The sequence below is a fragment of the Streptomyces sp. GLSS-08 genome, assembly GCF_056387915.1.
The window spans coordinates 11,994-30,979 of sequence record NZ_JBWJAQ010000037.1; the positions used below are offsets into that span (position 1 = coordinate 11,994).

The 18,986-nt window shown below is 68.5% G+C and carries 15 protein-coding genes and 1 pseudogene; 11 read left to right on the top strand and 5 right to left on the bottom strand.

Going from position 1 to position 18,986, the window contains the following annotated elements:
• Window positions 1-253: 253 nt before the first annotated feature.
• Window positions 254-2,563, top strand: coding sequence for a beta-L-arabinofuranosidase domain-containing protein (locus tag AC0ZLC_RS33815; protein WP_476755747.1), 2,310 nt, complete (start codon window positions 254-256; stop codon window positions 2,561-2,563).
• Window positions 2,564-2,665: 102 nt separating this feature from the next.
• On the opposite strand, the gene AC0ZLC_RS33820 is transcribed toward AC0ZLC_RS33815, so the two are convergent.
• Window positions 2,666-4,171, bottom strand: coding sequence for an alpha-L-arabinofuranosidase B (locus tag AC0ZLC_RS33820; RefSeq protein WP_476755748.1), 1,506 nt, complete (start codon window positions 4,169-4,171; stop codon window positions 2,666-2,668).
• Window positions 4,172-4,573: 402 nt separating this feature from the next.
• Window positions 4,574-5,143 carry a MepB family protein gene (locus tag AC0ZLC_RS33825; RefSeq protein ID WP_476755749.1) on the bottom strand — a complete coding sequence of 190 codons (570 nt, stop codon included), beginning with the start codon at window positions 5,141-5,143 and terminating at the stop codon, window positions 4,574-4,576.
• 281 nt (window positions 5,144-5,424) lie between these two features.
• Between AC0ZLC_RS33825 and AC0ZLC_RS33830 the strand changes: the two are divergent.
• The 7 genes and pseudogenes from AC0ZLC_RS33830 to AC0ZLC_RS33860 all read left to right on the top strand — a co-directional run.
• A pseudogene (locus tag AC0ZLC_RS33830) lies at window positions 5,425-5,826 on the top strand (DNA glycosylase family protein); the annotation flags it as partial.
• A 76-nt stretch (window positions 5,827-5,902) separates the two neighbouring features.
• Entirely contained in the window at window positions 5,903-6,484 is a 582-nt protein-coding gene (locus tag AC0ZLC_RS33835; protein ID WP_476755750.1) for a hypothetical protein, read from the top strand.
• 220 nt (window positions 6,485-6,704) lie between these two features.
• Complete coding sequence (locus tag AC0ZLC_RS33840; protein WP_081220973.1) at window positions 6,705-6,908, top strand: cold-shock protein; 204 nt, start codon at window positions 6,705-6,707, stop codon at window positions 6,906-6,908.
• Window positions 6,909-7,230: 322 nt separating this feature from the next.
• The gene (locus tag AC0ZLC_RS33845) at window positions 7,231-7,680 is read left to right on the top strand and encodes a DUF6207 family protein (protein WP_476755751.1); all 450 of its coding nucleotides are present in this window, start codon (window positions 7,231-7,233) and stop codon (window positions 7,678-7,680) included.
• A complete protein-coding gene (locus AC0ZLC_RS33850) occupies window positions 7,647-9,389 on the top strand; it encodes an endo-1,4-beta-xylanase (RefSeq protein WP_476755752.1) in 1,743 nt (580 codons plus the stop codon). Before AC0ZLC_RS33845 ends, AC0ZLC_RS33850 begins: the two co-directional genes overlap by 34 nt.
• Before the next feature lie 572 nt (window positions 9,390-9,961).
• Window positions 9,962-12,124 (top strand): DnaB-like helicase C-terminal domain-containing protein, encoded by a 2,163-nt coding sequence (locus AC0ZLC_RS33855; protein ID WP_476755753.1) that lies wholly within the window; start codon window positions 9,962-9,964, stop codon window positions 12,122-12,124.
• Window positions 12,124-12,696: a hypothetical protein gene (locus AC0ZLC_RS33860; protein WP_476755754.1), complete on the top strand. Its 573-nt coding sequence runs from the start codon at window positions 12,124-12,126 to the stop codon at window positions 12,694-12,696. Before AC0ZLC_RS33855 ends, AC0ZLC_RS33860 begins: the two co-directional genes overlap by 1 nt.
• Before the next feature lie 463 nt (window positions 12,697-13,159).
• On the opposite strand, the gene AC0ZLC_RS33865 is transcribed toward AC0ZLC_RS33860, so the two are convergent.
• Window positions 13,160-13,696, bottom strand: coding sequence for a hypothetical protein (locus AC0ZLC_RS33865; protein WP_476755755.1), 537 nt, complete (start codon window positions 13,694-13,696; stop codon window positions 13,160-13,162).
• A gap of 791 nt (window positions 13,697-14,487) precedes the next feature.
• Window positions 14,488-15,051 (bottom strand): TetR/AcrR family transcriptional regulator, encoded by a 564-nt coding sequence (locus tag AC0ZLC_RS33870; RefSeq protein WP_476755756.1) that lies wholly within the window; start codon window positions 15,049-15,051, stop codon window positions 14,488-14,490.
• A gap of 139 nt (window positions 15,052-15,190) precedes the next feature.
• Here AC0ZLC_RS33870 and AC0ZLC_RS33875 point away from each other — a divergent pair, with 139 nt between their 5' ends.
• The 3 genes from AC0ZLC_RS33875 (at window position 15,191) to AC0ZLC_RS33885 (ending at window position 17,872) form a co-directional block, all read left to right on the top strand.
• Window positions 15,191-15,916: an SDR family oxidoreductase gene (locus AC0ZLC_RS33875; RefSeq protein ID WP_476755757.1), complete on the top strand. Its 726-nt coding sequence runs from the start codon at window positions 15,191-15,193 to the stop codon at window positions 15,914-15,916.
• Window positions 15,917-15,985: 69 nt separating this feature from the next.
• Window positions 15,986-17,056, top strand: coding sequence for an aldo/keto reductase (locus AC0ZLC_RS33880; RefSeq protein ID WP_476755758.1), 1,071 nt, complete (start codon window positions 15,986-15,988; stop codon window positions 17,054-17,056).
• A gap of 69 nt (window positions 17,057-17,125) precedes the next feature.
• Complete coding sequence (locus tag AC0ZLC_RS33885; protein ID WP_476755761.1) at window positions 17,126-17,872, top strand: SDR family oxidoreductase; 747 nt, start codon at window positions 17,126-17,128, stop codon at window positions 17,870-17,872.
• Between the two features lie 320 nt (window positions 17,873-18,192).
• Here the strand turns inward: AC0ZLC_RS33885 and AC0ZLC_RS33890 are convergent, their stop codons facing one another.
• Window positions 18,193-18,567, bottom strand: a complete 375-nt coding sequence (locus tag AC0ZLC_RS33890; protein WP_476755759.1) for a Tn3 family transposase — start codon at window positions 18,565-18,567, stop codon at window positions 18,193-18,195.
• Between the last annotated feature and the right edge of the window lie 419 nt (window positions 18,568-18,986).

The following is an 18,986-nucleotide window of genomic DNA, read 5'->3' on the forward strand; positions in this document are numbered from 1 at the left end:
GAGGGCGGTGCGCACGAAAGGCTTTCGGATGCGCTCGACGCGGTGGTCTGCCTGATGAACCGGGACACTGGCACGGGTTTGACGCCCCGGACAAGGAGCCGAAATCGCTCGGTTACGAAACATTTTCGTCAGCGGTGACGAGGCCGGCGACATTGACGGGCCCGTGCGCACCCCCTAGGGTCTCGTCGATTCTGCGAACGATGTTCGACATTGCGAACAGGAAGCCTGCGCCTGAGCCGAAAGGATTTCCCGCATGTCCTCCTCCGTCAGCAGACGCCACCTCCTCCAGCTCGCCGGGGCGGGCGCCGCGGCCGGCGCGGTGGGACCGCTCCTCGGCGGCTCCCCCGCCCGGGCCGCCGTACCGCCGGTCCGCGCCGACACCGGAGTGCTGGCATCCCCCTTCGAGCTCGGCCAGGTGCGGCTGACCGCGAGCAGATGGCTCGACAACCAGAACCGCACCCTGAGCTATCTGCGGTTCGTCGACGTCGACCGGCTGCTGTACACCTTCCGCGCCAGCCACCGCCTGCCGACCGGCGGCGCGGCCCCGGTGGGCGGCTGGGAGGCGCCCGACTTCCCCTTCCGCAGCCATGTGCAGGGGCATTTCCTCACCGCGTGGGCGCAGGCGTACGCCGTCGCGGGGGACACCGTGTGCCGGGACAAGGCCCTTTACATGGTGGCGGAGCTGGCCCGGTGCCAGGCCAACAACAGCGCCGCGGGCTTCGGCGCCGGGTATCTGTCGGGCTACCCGGAGTCCGACTTCGACGCGCTGGAGGCGGGCACGCTGTCCAACGGGAACGTGCCGTACTACACGATCCACAAGACCCTCACCGGCCTGTTGGACGTGTGGCGCCAGCTCGGCAGCACGCAGGCCCGGGACGTGCTGCTGGCCCTGGCGGGCTGGGTCGACCGGCGCACCGCGCGGCTGAGCACGGCCCAGATGCAGGCCGTGCTGGGCACCGAGTTCGGCGGCATGAACGCCGTCCTGACCGACCTCTACCGGCAGACCGGCGACAGCCGCTGGCTCACCGCCGCCCAACGCTATGACCACGCCGCGGTGTTCGATCCGCTGGCGGCGGGCCAGGACAGGCTGGCCGGGCTGCACGCCAACACGCAGGTGCCGAAGTGGATCGGGGCCGCCCGTGCGTACAAGGCGACGGGCACCACCCGCTACCGGGACATCGCCACCAACGCCTGGAACATCTGCGTCGGCGCGCACACCTACGCCATCGGCGGCAACAGCCAGGCCGAGCACTTCCGCGCCCCGAACGCCATCGCCGGGTACCTCCGGCAGGACACCTGCGAGAGCTGCAACACCGTCAACATGCTCACGCTCACCCGGGAGTTGTTCACCCTCACCCCAGACCGCGCGGCCCCGTTCGACTACTACGAGCAGGCCTGGCTGAACCAGATGATCGGCCAGCAGGACCCGGCCGACCCCCACGGCCACGTCACCTACTTCACCCCGCTCAACCCCGGCGGCCGACGGGGCGTCGGCCCGGCCTGGGGCGGCGGCACCTGGAGCACCGACTACACCACCTTCTGGTGCTGCCAGGGCACGGGCCTGGAGATGCACACCCGGCTGATGGACTCCGTCTACTTCCATGCCGGCACCACCCTGACGGTGAACCTGTTCGTGCCGTCGGTGCTCACCTGGACCCAGCGCGGCATCACCGTCACGCAGACCACGTCCTACCCGGCGAGCGACACCACGACCCTGCGCGTCACCGGCTCCGTCGGCGGCACGTGGGCGATGCGCATCCGCATCCCTGGCTGGACCAGCGGCGCCACCGTCAGCGTCAACGGCGTCGTGCAGAACATCGCCACCACCCCGGGCAGTTACGCCACGCTTACCCGCGCCTGGACCTCCGGCGACACGGTCACCGTCCGCCTGCCCATGCGGACCGTCCTGCGCCCTGCCAACGACAACCCGAACGTCTCCGCGATCACCTACGGCCCCGTCGTCCTGTCCGGCAACTACGGCGACACCGCGCTCGGTTCGCTGCCCGTGCTGGACACGTCGTCGATCCGGCGGACCAGCTCCACCGCGCTGTCCTTCACCGCCAGCGCGAACGGCTCGACCGTCGCCCTCGGCCCCTTCCACGACGCCCACGGCCACAACTACACGGTCTACTGGAACACCGGTTCCGTCTCCTCCGTCCGCCTCGCCAACGCCGCCGGCGGGCTCGTCCTCGGCATCCAGGACATGGCCACCGCCGACGGCGGCCGCGCTTTGCAGTGGAGCGACTCGGGCACCGCCGACCACGACTGGGAGATGATCCCCGACGGCGACGCCGTACGCTTCCGCAACGTCCACAGCGGCAAGGTGCTCGGCGTGCGGGACATGTCGACGGCCGACGGCGCGACGGTCCTGCAGTGGTCGGACAACGGCACCGCCGACCACCGCTGGGTCCTCCTCGACCAGGGCGACGGCACCTTCAAGATCCGCAACGCGAACAGCGGGAAACTGCTCGGCGTCGAGAACGGCTCCACCGCGATCGGCGCGTTCGTGGTGCAGGCCCCGGACGACGGTACTCCCGACAACCGGTGGCGCATCCTGCGCTGACGCCCGCGCCTGCGCCCGCAATGGAAGACGCATGAGGCCGTGCCGCCGGATCGGGCGGCACGGCCTTGGTGCGGATGGCGCGTGGGTGGCGCCGGACGGAGGTCAGGCCCAGGGAGAGGTCACGACCCAGCTCGTGTCGTCGGCCCAGGCGGTGGCGCTGTCCCAGGCGTGGGAGCCGCCGTGGCTCGCCACGTAGACGCCGTAGTTGTAGTGGCGTACGAAATCGCCGGGGTAGTTGGCCGAGCGGAGCGAGACGCCCTGGCCGTTGTGACTCGCCTGCGGGCAGAACGTGGCGTCCAGCCCAGCCAGCGCGCTGCTGTCGATGGTGTCGACGCGCAGCAGGAAGTCGTAGTGGCGCAGGTACTGCCCCGGCTTGTCCGCGGACTCGAAGGAGACGCACGAGGCGTCGCCCAGGCCGGGGCGCACGATCCAGGTGGCGGCGGCCTTGTCGGCGGCGGAGCTGGAGGAGGAGACCGTCGCGATCGCGGCGTTGGTGTCGGCGGTGTTGTGCCGGAGGTAGGTGCTGGTGCAGCAGGCGGTGGTGGCCCGCAACGAGACCCTGGAGCCGGCGGTGGGCGCGCCAGCCGGGGCGGAGGCGGTGTAGCCGACGGAGGTGATGTTCGCCTGGACGGCGTTCTCGGTGGCGTCCGACGGGTAGCCGGACGTCATGACGCCCTCGTAGAAGGTGCCGGCGGAGCTGTTGCTGTTGTCGCCGCCGATGCCGAGGACGATGGCTCCTTCCTTCTTCATCGGGTTGTAGCCCGGGGCGTTGGGGCGCGGTCCGTCGTAGTACGTGGACAGGCCGCCCGACCGGCCGTTGCCGGCCCGGATCGCCCAGTGGTTCGGGCCGCCCTTGACGACGGCGGTCAGGAACCGGTGGCTGACGCTGGGGTCGTTGGCGTTGTAGCCCGGGTTGACCCCGGAGAACAGGCCGTTCTCGAGGTCGGCCATGACCCAGGGGCCGTTGCCGGTGCCGTAGCCCCAGGCCTTGATGCTGCCGAAGTAGACGGTCTCCATGGTGCCGTTGCCGTTGTCCCGGCTGTTGGTCTCGGCGTTGCCGTAGTCGAAGCAGCAGCCGTTGTTGTAGTGGGTGCCGTCGAGGAGGGCGTACATGCCCTCCGGCTGGTCCCCGGTGGCGATGCCGTTGGTGTTGTTGTTGCGGTAGCCGGTGCCGGGGGCGATGAAGACGCCGTACGCCTTGTGGCCGTTCAGGGTGACCGGCGCGGCGGACGCCTCGGCGAGGTTGTCGTACCCGCCCGCGGCCGGACCCTGGAAGCCGCCGGGCGGTGCCTGGGTGAGGTGGTTGCCGCGGCCCGACTGGTCGTACAGGACGGTGATCAGGCAGCTCGTGCCCGCGCAGAAGGAGTCCTGCGTGGCGGCGTCGGCGTAGCCGCCCGCGCCGAGGACGCCGATGTCCCGGGTGGCGCCGTCCGAGGCACGCCTGACCTGGTAGAGGCGGCCGGTGTAGGCGGAGTACAGGGCGCGGGTCGTGCTGTGCGCGGCGACGCAGGGGGTGCCGCCGGCGGCGTACAGGTCACAGGGCAGCGAGTTGGCGGCCACCGCGCTGCCGCCGGCGGAGGCACGACCGCCGAGCAGGGCGGTGGCCATGGCGAGGACGAGGGCGAGCAGGGCGAGAGGCCTGACCCGCGTTAAGCGGGTCGGTGTCACGGACATGGAGGCTCCTGGGAGGGGGCGCGGATATGGATGAGAAGTGCGGTTGTGCGGTCGCGCGATGGCTAGTTCGGTCATGCGCATGACAGCTCCTTTGACGCACTGTCCGTAATCTCGAACGCTGGTCGTATCTACGGACGGGGTCTGATGATAGGAAGTACCGGACGCCTGTCAACAGATTGCGCACAGAGGGGATCGCTCTAACCCAGGGCTATCTGCGGTGAACCCGCCCACCCGCCCCACCGGCTTCCCCTACGGTCGCAATCCCAGGCCCTAGACGAGTCCTTACGAATGATCAGAGGGCGTAGGCGATCGTGTCACCCCGGCTGGTCGTCCACCCTATGGGTGGTACAGCTCTTGGGCGCGGGCGGAATCGATGGGTCGGTCCTGGGGCAGGTGCAGGAAGTAGTCCAGCTGCCACGCCTGCGCAGTGCCGGCTTGGTGGTTGGTGGTGGTCACCCAGGGCGGGTAGACGCGGAAGGCTCGTTTCCCACCGGAGCCATCTGCTGATGCGACACCGTGTTGGCAGAGCGCGTCCATGGGAAAGACGAACTGGCCGAAGTGATGATGGTCCCGGGTGCTGACGACGAAGAGGTCGACGGGGTCGGTGGCGTCGAAAGGCTGGATGGGCCCGCCCGGGGACCTCTTCCATACGGTGACGAACTGGCCGACCTTGGTCGGGGTCGTCTTGGCTGCGCGGAATCGGATGGCGAGTCCGTCAAGGGTGAAGGCGTGGGCGGCGTATGCGGCACTCTCGGTTTCTGGGGCCGGCTGCGAGCAGGTGAACCCGCAGGGGTCGTAGACGAGCGCTTTCGCCGCGAGGAGATCTCTGTGGGCCGGGGTGGTGTCCGACCACGGTTTGAATCCGGTGGGGTGGAGATCGGGTGAGTGCCCGCGGTTCGTCGCCATTCGTTCACCCTGTCACGAATGCTGGAACGGTCGCCGACCGAACTGGCGGTGCAGCTCTCGTTGAGACATCCGAAAGCTGACGGTGTGTGCGGGAACGCAGACAGGGCATCCAAGGTCGTTGTGTGACGAACAACCTGGACGCCCTGCTGACCGCTCGCGCTTCAGCCCCGCAAAAAGTTCGCCAAGGACACCGTGCCCCCACAGCCGCATCGCGCACCTATAAGGCCGGCCAGCGGCGAGCACCTACTCCAAGTCGGGAGGCGGTCTGCAGGGTGTATACCTCCTGGGAATGGCACCGCGCCGGAGTCGACCGCGCCCGCGCCACAGCGATCCTGCGCGCCTGCCACCGAGCCCCGCGCCTGGAGGAAGCCGCCGCCATGGACCTGCCCGACGCCATGGCCCGCCTCCAGCTCATCCCCGGAATCGGGCCCTGGACCACGGCGGAAACCCTGCAGCGCACCCTCGGCGCACCGGACGCCCTCACCCTCGGCGACCTCCACCTGCCCGTCCAGATCGGCTACGCCCTCACCGGCCGCCGCGACGGCACCGACGAAATGATGCCGCAGCTCCTCGCCCCCTGCGCAGGACAGCGCCACCGCGCAGCGCGCCTCATCCTGCTCGGCGGCCCCCTGCCCGACCGACGCGCACACCGAGCGCCCCACAGCCGCATCGCCCATCTCTGAGGCCGGCCCATCTCGTGCGCACCCATACTGAACACTCGTGCGCATACATGCTGAACAAGGGAACGGAGACAGGGTGTTGACGGCAACGCGGACCACTGTGGTGTTCGTCGTGGCGGCCGGGCTGACGCTCGCCGGCTGCGGTGGTGACGGGAGCGACACGTCCGGTTCGAAGGATGGCGCGTCCTCCTCGGCGACTGTGCAAGCGGACCCCTATCAGAAGGCTCCATGGCGACTCCAGGTCGTCAACCTCCTCAAGGCGCTGCGCACTCCGCAGGACGGCACGTACAGGTCCTGGATGTCGGACGACGCCACGTACTGGACACGTACCTTCATCTACACCCCGCGTACTGCAGGCGAGCCGGGCTGGGACGACCGCGAGTACTCGGGAGAGGCACTCGTCTATCCGGCCAAGCTCGGCAAGACGGAGAAGGCCGCGTTCTTCCGGGCGATCACCTGTGACAACACGGTGATCCCGTCCACCCTGAAGGTGGTTCGGGCGAACCGAGTGCCCGACGAAGAGAGAAGCGAGTACCAGTTCACGTTCAAGGTGAAAACTACAGAGGGAACGTGGCTCACAGGACTGGCGCTCGGCAGCCAGGGCACCAAGGCATCGAGCGGCCGGGTCACCCGCCTCACCTATGACGTCGCCAAGTCGTAGAGCACCGCTCGATGAGGCGCTGGTCTCCTGTCCCGGCCACGGAGACGGGTTCTCGTGGAGCGAGGTGAAGCCGATCCCTCGGTCGCGGGCATGTGATGTGGCGAACGGTTGACCTACGGGGCGGCTGGGGTAGAACAGGTGTCGGGTGCACTCCGGTGACGGAGACGCATCTGCCACAGATCAGCCGGGTTGCCCCGGCGCTATTTCGAAGGACAGCAGTATGGCCAGCGGCACCGTGAAGTGGTTCAACTCCGAAAAGGGCTTCGGCTTCATCGAGCAGGAGGGCGGCGGCCCGGACGTCTTCGCCCACTACTCCAACATCTCCGGCAACGGCTACCGCGAGCTTGTCGAAGGCGAACACGTCACGTTCGACGTCACCCAGGGCCAGAAGGGCCCACAGGCCGAGAACATCGTCCGCGGCTGACCTGAGCGCCGTCCGTCGACGCCCGAGGCCTGCGAAGGCCACGGGCCGACCGCCATCGCGTGAAGAGAGGCCCGGCGCACCGGGCCTCTCTTCACCGCTCTCGCGCCTGGTGCTGAAGGGTTCGCGGTAGCGGGGCAGCCCGGTCCCGCCAGAGCGTTGCAGGACCGGGCTGCAGCCAAGGACCAACGGCTGGCCACGGCCGGCCCTTGCTTCCGGGCACCCTAGGACGCAGAACAGGTCCCTTGATTCGGCGAACGTACCCGGTCGGGTGACACTGCCCCGCTCGAGAACTGCCGGCCACGGCGGCGCGTCGTGGCCGGGCATGAGACCAATCCTTGATGCGCACGTGGCCGAGCCGGGCCTTGCGGTAGTAGAGATCGCGGGCGCCGACGACGCAACCGCCTTCGCCATCCAGCAACTGCTCACCGAGCGCTGCGCTACAGCCCTCGCGGATCGAACAACTCGAGAGCCGGGCGAGCCCGGCGTCCGGCTGCGCTTCTTCGCCGATTGCGCCAGGAGCCCAACGCGTGGGCGGCAGCGCGCTGTCACTCCAGCTGTAGAGGCCCATCACCCGTGCTCAGCGGCGTCCGCATCGTTGAAAGCAGAGGTAACGATCCGGGCCCGCTCCGCCACACGAGCTGGGACGTGCCACACAAGGCCGCCGTACCTCATGTGTGATGAACTGTGTCCCGGTTTCGAGACGTTGATCTCGTCTCGAACAAGAGAGTGGGAGGGACCGTGGACCTTGGTGGGGGGACGTGGCAGCGACTGACCGCCGTGGTGCTCGTCATGGCGGTGGCGGCCGGGTGTACGGGGCAGGGCGAAGGCGCGGGCGGCGGAAACGACGAAGACCTGCTGCGGAACCACGACTGGACGCAGATGCCGGGCACCACCGCGCGGAACGACATCCTGCGGGTCAGCGCATCGGATCGGCACATCGTGGAGCAGGACTCCTCCGGCGGCCAGCCCAACCCCCCGCTGAACCTGGCCGGCCCGCATCTTAGGTCCGATGGCGACTTCACCGTCACCGCGCGCATGTCCGGCGTGGGTGACGATGACGGCGACTCATGGCTGCGGCTGTACGGACGGGTACCGGTCATCTACGACGAGTGGCGGCAGGAGCGGCCCTCACTCCGCGTCGGCGTGACCGCCGACGGACAAGTGAAGGTACAGATATGGGACGGCGAAGGCGATGAGCCGGCCACCTCCAAGGATTTCGACTGCGGCTGCTCCGGGACGGTGACGCTCGCCGTGTCGAGCATCGGTGACACCTTCCGCGTGAAAGCCGACGGGCGGCGGCTGGGAACCGTGCAGGACCCGGGGGTGTTCGCCGAGGGCACTGTCTGGTTCGGTCTGGAGGCGGACGCGGGCGAAGACGAGCGCCGCGAGGGATGGCGTCTGACGCAGCTGATCGCGCGGGCAGAGAGCGGTGACTCGCTCCGCGTGATCAAGGCGCCGCAGCTACGCCAGGAGCAGTCCGACGACTCGCTGCGTGCGCGGGCCGCAGACGTGGGGCGGCCGTTCGACGTCGGCGCCGCCCTGGCCGAGAACCCGCTGCTCACCGACTCACGCTACCGGGCGCTCGCCGGGAGCCAGTTCTCCATGCTCACTCCGGAGAACGCGTTCAAGCCACAGTTCCTCCACCCACGCCGGGGCGTCTACGACTTCCGCGACGCGGACCTACTCGTACGCTTCGCCCGCGCAAACGACATGAAGGTGCACGCGCACACCCTCGTCTGGCACGAGGCTCTGCCCAGCTGGATGCGGGAGAACGACGACCCCGAGGAGGTGCGCCGGACCATGCTCCGGCACATCGCCATGGTCGCCGGGCACTTCAAGGGAAAAGTCGCGGAATGGGATGTGGTCAACGAGCCCATGTCCGACGACGAGAAGAGCTACACCAACGGGGATCTCGGTCTGCGCTCCGAGCAGAGCCCGTGGTTCGAGGCCATGGGCGAGGAGTACATCGACGAGGCGTTCAGGGCCGCCCACCGGGCCGATCCGAAGGCGCGGCTGTTCCTCAACGAGTACGGGGTCGAGGAGGAAGGCGAGCGGTGGGACGCTCTTTACGATCTGGTCAAGCGGCTCAAGGAACGCGGCGTACCGATCGACGGCGTGGGTTTCCAGAACCATGAGTACGCACCCGGCGACCGCATCGACCCGGAGACCTTCCGCAGCCATGTGCGGGATCTGGCGGAGCTCGGGGTTCAGGCGCGGGTGTCGGAGATGGACGTCCCCATAGGTGAGGACGAGGAGGACGGGCGGCAGACCCAGGCTGATGAGATGGCGGGCAAGCTGCGGGTCTGCCTGGAGGAGCCGAACTGCACATCGTTCTCCACATGGGGATTCACCGACCGGTACGGTTCCACCGCCGACACCAAGATCTATCCTCCGCGCACGGCCGATTCCCTGCCGTGGGACGCGGCCCTGCGGCCGAAGCTGGCGTACGAGCGCCTGCTCGAGGCCTTTGACGAGGCGTGAGGAATCAAGGTGCGATCTCTCGGTTTGGTGTCGGTGGTAGTGGGAGTCAGTAGTGCTGGTTTGGGCCTGTGGTCTTTCAGCGCTGGGCGGGCATTGTCATAGGACGAGAGATCTGGGTGGGGGATCGCTCGTCCAGCGGTACGCCCCCTCGTCCTCTATGGCCGTGCAACTCGCGGGAGTTCTCTACACGGCCTACTCCGCTTCCGGGCAACTCGCCTACAGCGAAAAGGCGAACAGGGGAGTGTCCTGACGCTCACGGGGTCAGGCCCATCGTTGAGTGCGTGGGTGAGCGCTGGTCGGTGGGCGGTGTGAGCAGAGGCCGGGGCCAGATATCTGACCCCGGCCTTCCACGCTCTCAGGTGGCGCGGAAGGGAACGACTGCCCCTCCCTGGACGCTCAGCGCGGCACAGAAGGACTTCGGCACCCTGATCAGCCGAGCAGGCAGCGGAGAGCCTCAAGTCCTCCGTCGGAACAGTACGGCCGTCGCCGTCCTGATCCCCGCCAACCCCAACGAGCTTGCCCTCCGACCCGACACGCCAGTGCCTTCTCACGAGGCGACCGCAGGAGGCGCGGTGACCAGTCGGCCCACTCCCACCCGTGAGCGCGGCCGCCGCCTCGCCACCCTGGGCGATGCCATCGGCGCCGTCCTTGCCACCGGCTCCACCCCCGGCCTGCCCTTCGGCCTCGCACGCTTGGACGAGGCGACCGGCGGCCTGCACCCCGGCCGCCTGGTCCTGGTCGCGGCCGAACCCCAGGTGGGCGGCAGCCTGATCGGCCTCGCCGCGGCCCGCACCGCGCTCGCCCGAGGCGTCCGCGTCCTGTACGCCGCGTCGGGCCCCAGCAGCGCGGACATCACGCGCCGCATCATCGCCGCCGAGGCCGGCGGCGACTACGCCCGCCTCAAGACCGGCGCCCTCACCGAGGACGAGCAGCAGGTCGTCGAGCGGCTGCGCCACGCACCGCTGCTCATCGACGACGGCAGCGACCTGACCGCCGAGGCCATCGCCGACACCGCGCCCCTGGCGGACAACTTGGCCCTCGTGGTCGTCGACCGGCTGCAGCGGGCCCACAACCCGCGCCTCCCGCTGTCCGGCGAGCACCTGCCCCAGGCCAGCCAGATCCTTCGGGAACTGGCCCGCGACCAGAACGTGCCGGTCCTCGCGGTCCTGGACACCGCAGACCCGGCCGTCGTCAACCTCCTGGACGCCGACGTCATCCTCACCCTCACCAACGCGCCCGGCCAGCCGACGACGACCGTGACCGTCGCCGAACGCGACCTGGGCATCATCGCCACCACCAGCCTGCGCCCCGACCTCGCCCACGCCCGCTTCCTCGACACCACCCCCAGCCCCGCCCCAACCACCCCGCCCACGACCACTGGTACCGCCGCGGCCGCCGCGGCGCTCCCGGACGCCGTGGGCACCGCAGCCGATCGCGAACTCGCGGACGCGGCGCTGCCGTTCACCTCTGGCGCCGTCAAGGGACTGCCCGCAGAAGCGACCCGCCTCCTCGCGGCCCTGCGCACCGCACTGGACGGCGCGCACGTGAAGGACCTCGACGACCTCCACACCCCGCTCACCGAGATGGCCGCGGCCGGGCTGCAGCCACCCGACAACGCCGAGGGCCGTCGTCTCGCCGCCACGCTGCACGCCTACAACGCCCCCGCCAGTACCTCAGAAGCGGATCCAGCTGATGCTCCGGCGGCCGCGGTCGACGTACCGGTCGCCGAGGCGCGTTGGGATGACGATGACGGTTTGGTCCCGGGTGATGAGGAGGAGGAGCCGGAGGGCGCGGTCTTCCCGGCCCTGCGGATCCTCAAGGAGTCGGTGGCTCGTTCGAAGATGCACCCGATCCCGGTCATCCGGCTCGAGGACCGGGGGACCGGGCCGTGGCCGTTGATCAGTGAGGACATGGACGGTGAGCCCGGCTGGGTCCACCCCGGCGTCACCAGCACGCGCGTCGCCCACCTGCGCAACGGCAAGCGGGTGCGGCGCGACCAGCTCGACGTTCCCGCATCGTTCGGCGAGGGGCTGATGTGCCTGGTCGACCGCAACGGCAGTTTCCCTTCCGCCTGTTCCGCGGTTCCGCTCGCCCCGAACAAGCTCCTGCACACCGGGCCCCTCGACGTCTTCGACAAGAGCCAGGCCGGCATCTACCGGATCAGCGTCCCGGAGTGGACTCACCCGGGCATGCCGCACCCGCTCGGACGCCTCGCCGACCGGCCCGACGAGCAGGGACGGGTGTGGGTGACCACCCCGCATATCAAGATGCTCGAACGCCTTCACCGCGACGGCCACCTCACCGACCCGGTGACCATCCACGACTCGTGGACGGGTAAGGCCAACGAGTCCCTGTTCAAGCCCTTCTACCAAGCGACCAAGGAGGCCCGCACCGAGCTGATCCAGGCCGGGGGCGAGCCGTACAAGAACTACAAGACCCGCCTGTCGATCGCGCTGCGCCTGCTGTGGCCCAGGCGCCCCGAGTCGCGGTCGCCGTTCTGGCGCCCCGACTGGCGCATGAGCATGGTCGCCGAAGCCTCCGTCCGCCACTGGACCGTCGCCTTCAAAGCCGTCCAGCAGGGCCACACGTTGATCGCCCTGCGCAACGTGGATGCCGCGATCTTCTGGGTCCCCGACGAGACCGCACCCGACACCTACCGGATCGGCACCGGGTTCGGCGAAGTGAAAGCCAAGTTCATCCAGCCCGGCACCTTCATCCCCGAAGGTGACGACTGATGGCCGGCCCCACCGGCCGCGGAGGATCTTTCGGCGCCGCCCTGAACAACCTGCTGCGCACCGAGGTCACCCCACGCCACCGCCTGGCCACCTACAACGCCAAACACTGGCACGCCCAGCTCAGCCAGCTCACCGGCACCCGCCGCGGCTACGAAGCCCTCGAAAGCGCCGGCCTCAACGTCCGGCCCGACACCCTGATCAAGTGGCTCTCGGACGCCGAGTACAACATCCGCCGCAGCTACCGAGACCTCATCCACACCGCCTACGAGAACGTCGCCTTCGTGCCCGCCGAGCCCCTCACCGACACCGTCAAGGATGGCCAGTACGAGATCAGCGGCCTAGTAAGAACAGGCAACGACGAACGCGAACGCGGCAACCGCCGCGCCGCCCCCCTGCGCATCGACGCAAGCCGCGGCGACTGGAGCGACATTGAGGCCCTGTGGCTTGCCGGCGACCTGCGCGACGACGACTTCGAAGACCGCTTCATCGACGACATCATCGTCGCCGACATCGGCGAAGGCACCGACGGCTGGGAATTCAGCGGAAGCTCATACACGGTGGAACTCCGGTGAGGCCACCTCACCCCTGCCACCAACGCCAGCCCACTCTGGCGCCACCTCGCAGAGGCACACCGCGGCCGAGACCCGGCCGACAGCAGCTCAGCGAAGCCAAGAGCCGCTCGTGGCCCGTGCGTAACGACCGACGAAGTCACGCAGTTTCAGGACCCTCGCAACACCAGCGCGGGCCTCACCACGTGGTGGCGCCCCGATCCTGCCGGATGTGCGACATTCCGTGGGTTCCCCTCAGCCCCGCTGAGTCCCTGTGCCCGTGGCCAGGGGGTTGTTCCTCCCCCGGGGGCTCTGCGGGCTTGTGACGTAACTTCGGGATTCTTGAAGCGTCCTCATCGTGTCCGACCGATCTGCGGTCCGGGTGAAGACGAAGCGACGCAGGTAGTCGACGCCGGCAGAGGCGGGACACGGCCTACGGATCAAGGACTCGCGGCCTTTCTCGCCGACACGGCACCCGACGGCCTGGCTACTTGATCAGGGCATTCGCGACAACGATCACCAGGCCGATCAGCATGTCCAGACCCCCTGCCCGGCACGAGGACGGCCATCCGTGCCCGGCGGTGCGGGCGGCCCAGGCGCCCCAGCCGAACAAGGCGACGGTGTTGAACAGCAGGGCCGTGTCCACTGCCCCAGCCTCTGCCCACCACCCGGCTGCCGCGCCAAGCAGCATCCCCACCGTGGGCAGCACGGCGGCGACCAGGGGCCACTCGGCGAGCACCAACCGCCGTCTGCTCATGGTGGCTGCCCTGTCGACGGACGCACGCTGGGCGATGACGTGCGCATACCCATGGGCGGCGCCCGACGCCAGCGCGGTGAGCAGGACCCACAGCGCGTCCGGACCGGGATCGGCCTTCTCGCCCGTCGCGTCCAGCGCGGCCACCAGGGCGCTGGCCAGCACCAGTCCGTAGATGCCGCTGAACAGCGACTGCTCCGGCGGCCGGTGCCGCAAGGTCCACCTTGGTGCGACCCTCTCGGGGCTGACATGGTCGGCGCGGTCGGGCATCGCATCGCCTCGGTGTGGGAAGAGGGCTGGGTTCGCACATGCTCACCCGTGTGACGTCAGGGAACACGACGCCACGCGCTGCTCGCATGATTGTTGTGCCCCAAGAGGGGTCAGGACGCCAGTGTCGGGCGGCATGGCAGCGGGTCAGCAGCAGCAGCAGCTGCTCGGATCGGGGTCCTGGTGTCGGGTGCGCCGGTGTTCGTACTCCCGGCGGGTCGGCAGGGGACGTGCGGGTGGTTCCGGCGGTGGCGTGCGCCGTAGCGGTCGGATTCCACCTCGCCGGTGAGCTTCGCCAGACCGGCCTCGACACTGACCCAGCGTGTTCGCCGTGAACCCGCGAGTCCATCCCCGAAAATGGTGCCATCGGACCCGCGGGTTCCCGCTGAAATACTTTCAATTATCGCGAACCCGCGGGTTTCACGGCCCTGTTCTCGTATAGCTACGGGGAACGGACATGTAGCGCAGGGTGAGGCTCGCAGTCGCCCGACACGTCGCCGAACGCGGCCCCGCCGCCCGCCGGAAGCGCTGACGCCTCCAAGATCAACTACTGGCGGCTTCTGGGTCCACCTTGGTGATCCCCCTTGAGCGGCGCACCTCGGTGGTCCCCCTTGGGCGGCGATGGCAGGAACACCTGACGAGCCGTTCGGGCGCTGTCGCGAGGCGGGTAACGAGCCAAAGGTAGGCAACCATCCCGACGGTCCTCACCAAGGTCTGGGGTACCACGACCGCCGCGGCAGCAGCCATGCCGTCCGGCATGGGCCGACGTCTCGCCGAACCGCTGGCGTATCGCTTTAGCGGGGCCTGAGTCCGTCGACGACGACGTCCAGCATTCGGTTCAGCTGGGGGCGCTGCTCGGGTGCGCCGGCCACGGAGAGCAAACCGGCGAGGATGCCGCCAACATCGACCGGGTCGATGTCGCTGCGCAGTTCTCCTGCTGTGGCGCCGGCCTCGAGCACCATCGCCAGGACCTGCTGGACCTCGTCGCAGACCGGTCCGGTGCCGAAGCGGCCGGAAGCGCTCATGGCGACCAGGGCCTCGCAGATGCCGCGTCGTTCACCGGCCCAGTCGGCGAATCGGAGCATCCACGCGTGGAGGGCCTGCGCGGGCGGCTTGGTAGCCAGCATGGTGCGCGCATCTTCGCGCAAGGGCCGGATCTGGTCCCGGTAGACCTCTTCGACCAGATCCTCTCGGGTGGGGAAGTGCCGGTACAGGGTGGCGTTCCCCACTCCCGCGCGTTTGGCGATCGCGTCCAGCGAGATCGCGCGTCCGGACGCGAAGGCTTCGGCGGCCGTGGCGATCAGCTGCTCGCGGTTGCGCTGCGCGTCGGCGCGCAGGGTGCTGCGTGGAGGTGTCATGACCTTCGCGATCGTGAGTGTCGGATGAGGCTCGGGAACGATTCGGGGATGTCCCCGGTTCAGTGTACGGTGGGACAAGCGGGGAGTTCCCCACTTGCGATGCAGTCTCACCCACCGTTCAGCGACGAAGGGTTTTGCCATGCCTACAGCGCTCATCACCGGGGGGACGACCGGGATCGGTAGAGCGACGGCCGAGCTGCTGCACGCCCGCGGCTACCAGGTCGCGGTCACCGGACGGAATCCCGAGTCCCTCGCGCGGGCGCAGTCCGAGCTCCCCGGCGACGTGCTCGTCGTCCGATCCGACGGGCGCGTGCTCTCCGACACCGACGCCCTGATGTCGGCGGTGTCGGCGCGGTTCGGATCGCTGGACCTGCTCTTCCTCAACGCCGGGATCTTCCGTCCGGCACCGGTTGCCGAGGTGACGGAGGAATCGTTCGACGAGCACGCCGACCTCAACTTCAAGGGCCAGTTCTTCACCCTCCAAAAGGCCCTTCCCCTCATGAACGACGGCGGCTCGATCGTGCTGACCGTCGGCATCGGATCCCGTCGCGGCACCCCTGGCGCCACGGTGGGGGCGGCGACACGCGGCGCGCTGCTGGCCATGCTGCCCTCGCTCGCGCTGGAACTGGCCCCGCGCAGGATTCGCGTCAACGCCGTGAGCCCCGGGGCCACCGACACCCCGCTGCTCAACAAGTTGGGGGTGTCCGAGAGCGGCCGGGACGCCATGCGCTCGAAGATCCCCTTCGAGCGCTTCGGATCCAGCCAGGAGGTCGCGGAAGCAGTCGTCTTCCTCGCCTCGGACGCCGCCGGCTACATCACCGGCCAGGACATCACCGTGGCCGGCGGCTACGGGCTCGGCGCCTGAAACCCGGGCGAGTCGACCACCAATCCGCATCTCTCGAACGCCACGAACCGCACCTCACAGGAGAAGACGATGGCACTCACTCTCGACACTTATCGGCTGCTGGGCCGTTCCGGACTCCGGGTCTCACCGCTGGCGCTGGGCACGGCGACCTTCGGCACCGAGTGGGGCTGGGGCGCCGAGCGCGACGAGGCGCGCAAGCTCTTCGGCCGCTACACCGAGCTCGGCGGCAACTTCTTCGACACCGCCAGCACCTACACCAACGGCAGCTCCGAGCGACTGCTCGGCGAATTCGCCCGCACCAACCGCGACAAGATGGTGCTGGCGACGAAGTACTCGACGCTGCGTCAGCCCGCTGACCCGAATTCCGGGGGTACCCACCGCAAGAGCATGCTGGCGTCGGTGGAAGCCAGTCTGCGGCAGCTGAACACCGACTACATCGATCTGCTCTACGTGAACGTATGGGACTTCAGGACGCCGGTGGAGGAGATCCTGCGGGGTCTGGACGACCTGGTGAGGCAGGGCAAGGTGCTGTACGTGGCGATCTCCAGCGCCCCGGCCTGGCAGGTGTCGCGCATGCAGGCGATCGCCGACCTGCGCGGCTGGTCGCCACTGGTCGCACTGGAGACCGAGTACAGCCTGATCGGGCGCACCGCAGAGCGTGACCTGATCCCGATGGCACGGGAGATGGGACTCGGCGTGGTCCCCTTCTCCCCGTTGGGCGGCGGGGTACTCACCGGCAAGTACAGCCGGGAGGACCAGAACCCGGCGGGCTCCGTTGTCGGCGAAACCGCCGGCAACCGCAAGAGCCTCAACGTCGCCCTGGGATGGGTCACCGACCGCAACCTTGCCATTGCCGATGCGGTGAAGGAGGTGGCCTCGGAGCTGGGCCGCACACCCGCCCAGGTCGCACTGGCCTGGACCCTGAACGCCCCGGGCGTGACGGCACCCATCATCGGTGCCCGCACCCTCGCGCAGCTGGAGGACAACCTGGGTGCCCTGCAGGTCGACCTCACTCCTTCCCAGCTGGCCCGCCTCGACGAGGTCAGCGCCATCGACCTCGGCAATCCGCACGACCTGCTCGCCAGCGATCACATCCGCACGGTCACCACAGGCGACATGAAGATCGAAACCCTCGGCTGATTCGCTTCATGAACAGCGACATCCAGATATATCGACATGTTTTTGATGATGGAGCGGAGCAACCTCGGTATGGGTAAGTACAGCGACAAGAATGTGGTGATCACGGGTGGCAGCAGCGGCATGGGGCTCGCGCTGGCGGAGCTGCTGGTGCAAGGCGGAGCCCGCGTGGTGATCACCGGCCGTTCTCAGGCCAAGCTCGACGCGGCACGCGAGCGGCTCGGCGAGAATGCCGTGGCCGTCCGGGCGGATGTGGCCTCACTGTCCGACCTGGATATGCTCGCCGGCCGTGTAAGGAGCGAACTAGGCTCGATCGAGGCTTTGTTCGTCAACGCCGGCATCTCACCCCTCACGCCCCTCGAGTCGACGACCGAGGACGTGTACGACGAGCTGTTCGCGATCAACGTCAAGGGCGCCTTCTTCACTGTGCAGAAGCTCGCTCCGCTGCTGAGCGCGAACGCCGGCATCGTCCTCACCACCTCGATCGCGAACGTCATCGGCATGGTGGACACCAGCGTCTATGCGGCCGGCAAGGCGGCGCTGCGCTCGATGGCCCGCTCCTTCTCCCGCGAGCTGCTTCCGCGGGGAATCCGTGTCAATGCGATCAGCCCGGGTCCCATCGACTCGGGGATTCTGGAAACGATGAACTTGTCCAAAGAGGCCGCCGACCAGTTCAGGGCGGAGCGGACCGCGAGCAACCCCATGAAGCGCTACGGCACCGTCGAAGAGTTCGCCAAGGCGGCCGCATTCCTCGCCTTCGATGCCACGTACACCACCGGCATCGAGCTGGCCGTGGACGGCGGCGAAACCCAGCTCTGAGCTCGTCTGCCGTCCCGCCACGGGCGTAAGGCCCTCTACCACGGCGGTTTCAGGGGGCGCTGCCATACGTGGTCGTGTCGATCAGGCCGCGAGCAGTTCATGCAGGCGCTCGGCTGGGGTTTCCCAGCCGAGCGTTTTGCGTGGGCGGCCATCGAGTTCGGCGGCGACGGCGTCAAGATGCTCGCACCAGGAGGTTGTCGCGGCCCACGAAGACACGCCGACTGAACCTTCCCCCGTGAAGTGGACACCAGTTTGTGTCGTTATGCGGCGAGGGTGCTGGTGACCAAATGCTGTTCGTAGGCGATCGGAGCCCCAGCTCCTCACCCCAGGGCCGCCGGTCTACCCTCGGGGGCGCGCGGCCTGGGCGCGGCGTCCCGGGCGGTCAGGTCCAGGTCGAGGCATCTGTTCATGTCCAGCTCGAACCGGCCGTAGGGATTCACATGGGTCCAGAACAGCGGGGAGAGCGCCCGCCGGTCCGCGTCAGTGAGGGTGTCGGCCCACTTCGGATCGGCGAGGACCTGCTGCACCAGCAGCGTGTTGACGTGGACCAGAGCGGACTGGAGCAGGTGCAGCGCGAGCATGCTGACCTCCTGGAACTCCTTGTCCGCGCCGGCCAGGTCGCCGTCCTTGCCGAAGAGGTCCTTGTTCGCGGAGTCCCAGTTCTCCACGACCTGGAGCCCTTCGTGGATCTCCACCGAGTGGTTGCCCGAGTGCGAGGACGAATGATGGTCTGGACTCTGGCCAGAGTGACACGATGTTGCCACTGAGATCAGCATCGACCGGATTGCCCGCGACCTCACGATATGGATGGCCGCCCGCGACTTCCCCGGACGACCCACCCAACACGCCGGCAACTTCTAAAACACGGCCTAGTACTGCAACGGTACTTGTGCTGATTGCTGGGCAGTTTCAGGGGCTGTGTCCGCGTCGTTTGTAGTGGCTGATGCGGGCTTGGTGCTGGCGTCGTCGTCGCCAGTGTGACCAGTCCAGAACGTCATCGACCGGGGTAGGACGGCGGTTCGTGAGGCGGGTGATCAGGCGTCGGATCTCGGCAAAGCTGAGGTGGATGAGCTGGGAGGATCCGTTTCTGCTTTCTCCGTGTCCAGCTCTCGGG

What these genes read in the sequence shown, in the direction of transcription:
- AC0ZLC_RS33815 (WP_476755747.1), top strand. Translation starts at nt 254, where the DNA reads ATGTCCTCCTCCGTCAGCAGACGCCACCTCCTCCAGCTCGCCGGGGCG.
- AC0ZLC_RS33820 (WP_476755748.1), bottom strand. Translation starts at nt 4,171, where the DNA reads ATGGCCACCGCCCTGCTCGGCGGTCGTGCCTCCGCCGGCGGCAGCGCG.
- AC0ZLC_RS33825 (WP_476755749.1), bottom strand. Translation starts at nt 5,143, where the DNA reads ATGGCGACGAACCGCGGGCACTCACCCGATCTCCACCCCACCGGATTC.
- AC0ZLC_RS33840 (WP_081220973.1), top strand. Translation starts at nt 6,705, where the DNA reads ATGGCCAGCGGCACCGTGAAGTGGTTCAACTCCGAAAAGGGCTTCGGC.
- AC0ZLC_RS33845 (WP_476755751.1), top strand. Translation starts at nt 7,231, where the DNA reads ATGAGACCAATCCTTGATGCGCACGTGGCCGAGCCGGGCCTTGCGGTA.
- AC0ZLC_RS33860 (WP_476755754.1), top strand. Translation starts at nt 12,124, where the DNA reads ATGGCCGGCCCCACCGGCCGCGGAGGATCTTTCGGCGCCGCCCTGAAC.
- AC0ZLC_RS33865 (WP_476755755.1), bottom strand. Translation starts at nt 13,696, where the DNA reads ATGCCCGACCGCGCCGACCATGTCAGCCCCGAGAGGGTCGCACCAAGG.
- AC0ZLC_RS33870 (WP_476755756.1), bottom strand. Translation starts at nt 15,051, where the DNA reads ATGACACCTCCACGCAGCACCCTGCGCGCCGACGCGCAGCGCAACCGC.
- AC0ZLC_RS33875 (WP_476755757.1), top strand. Translation starts at nt 15,191, where the DNA reads ATGCCTACAGCGCTCATCACCGGGGGGACGACCGGGATCGGTAGAGCG.
- AC0ZLC_RS33880 (WP_476755758.1), top strand. Translation starts at nt 15,986, where the DNA reads ATGGCACTCACTCTCGACACTTATCGGCTGCTGGGCCGTTCCGGACTC.
- AC0ZLC_RS33885 (WP_476755761.1), top strand. Translation starts at nt 17,126, where the DNA reads ATGGGTAAGTACAGCGACAAGAATGTGGTGATCACGGGTGGCAGCAGC.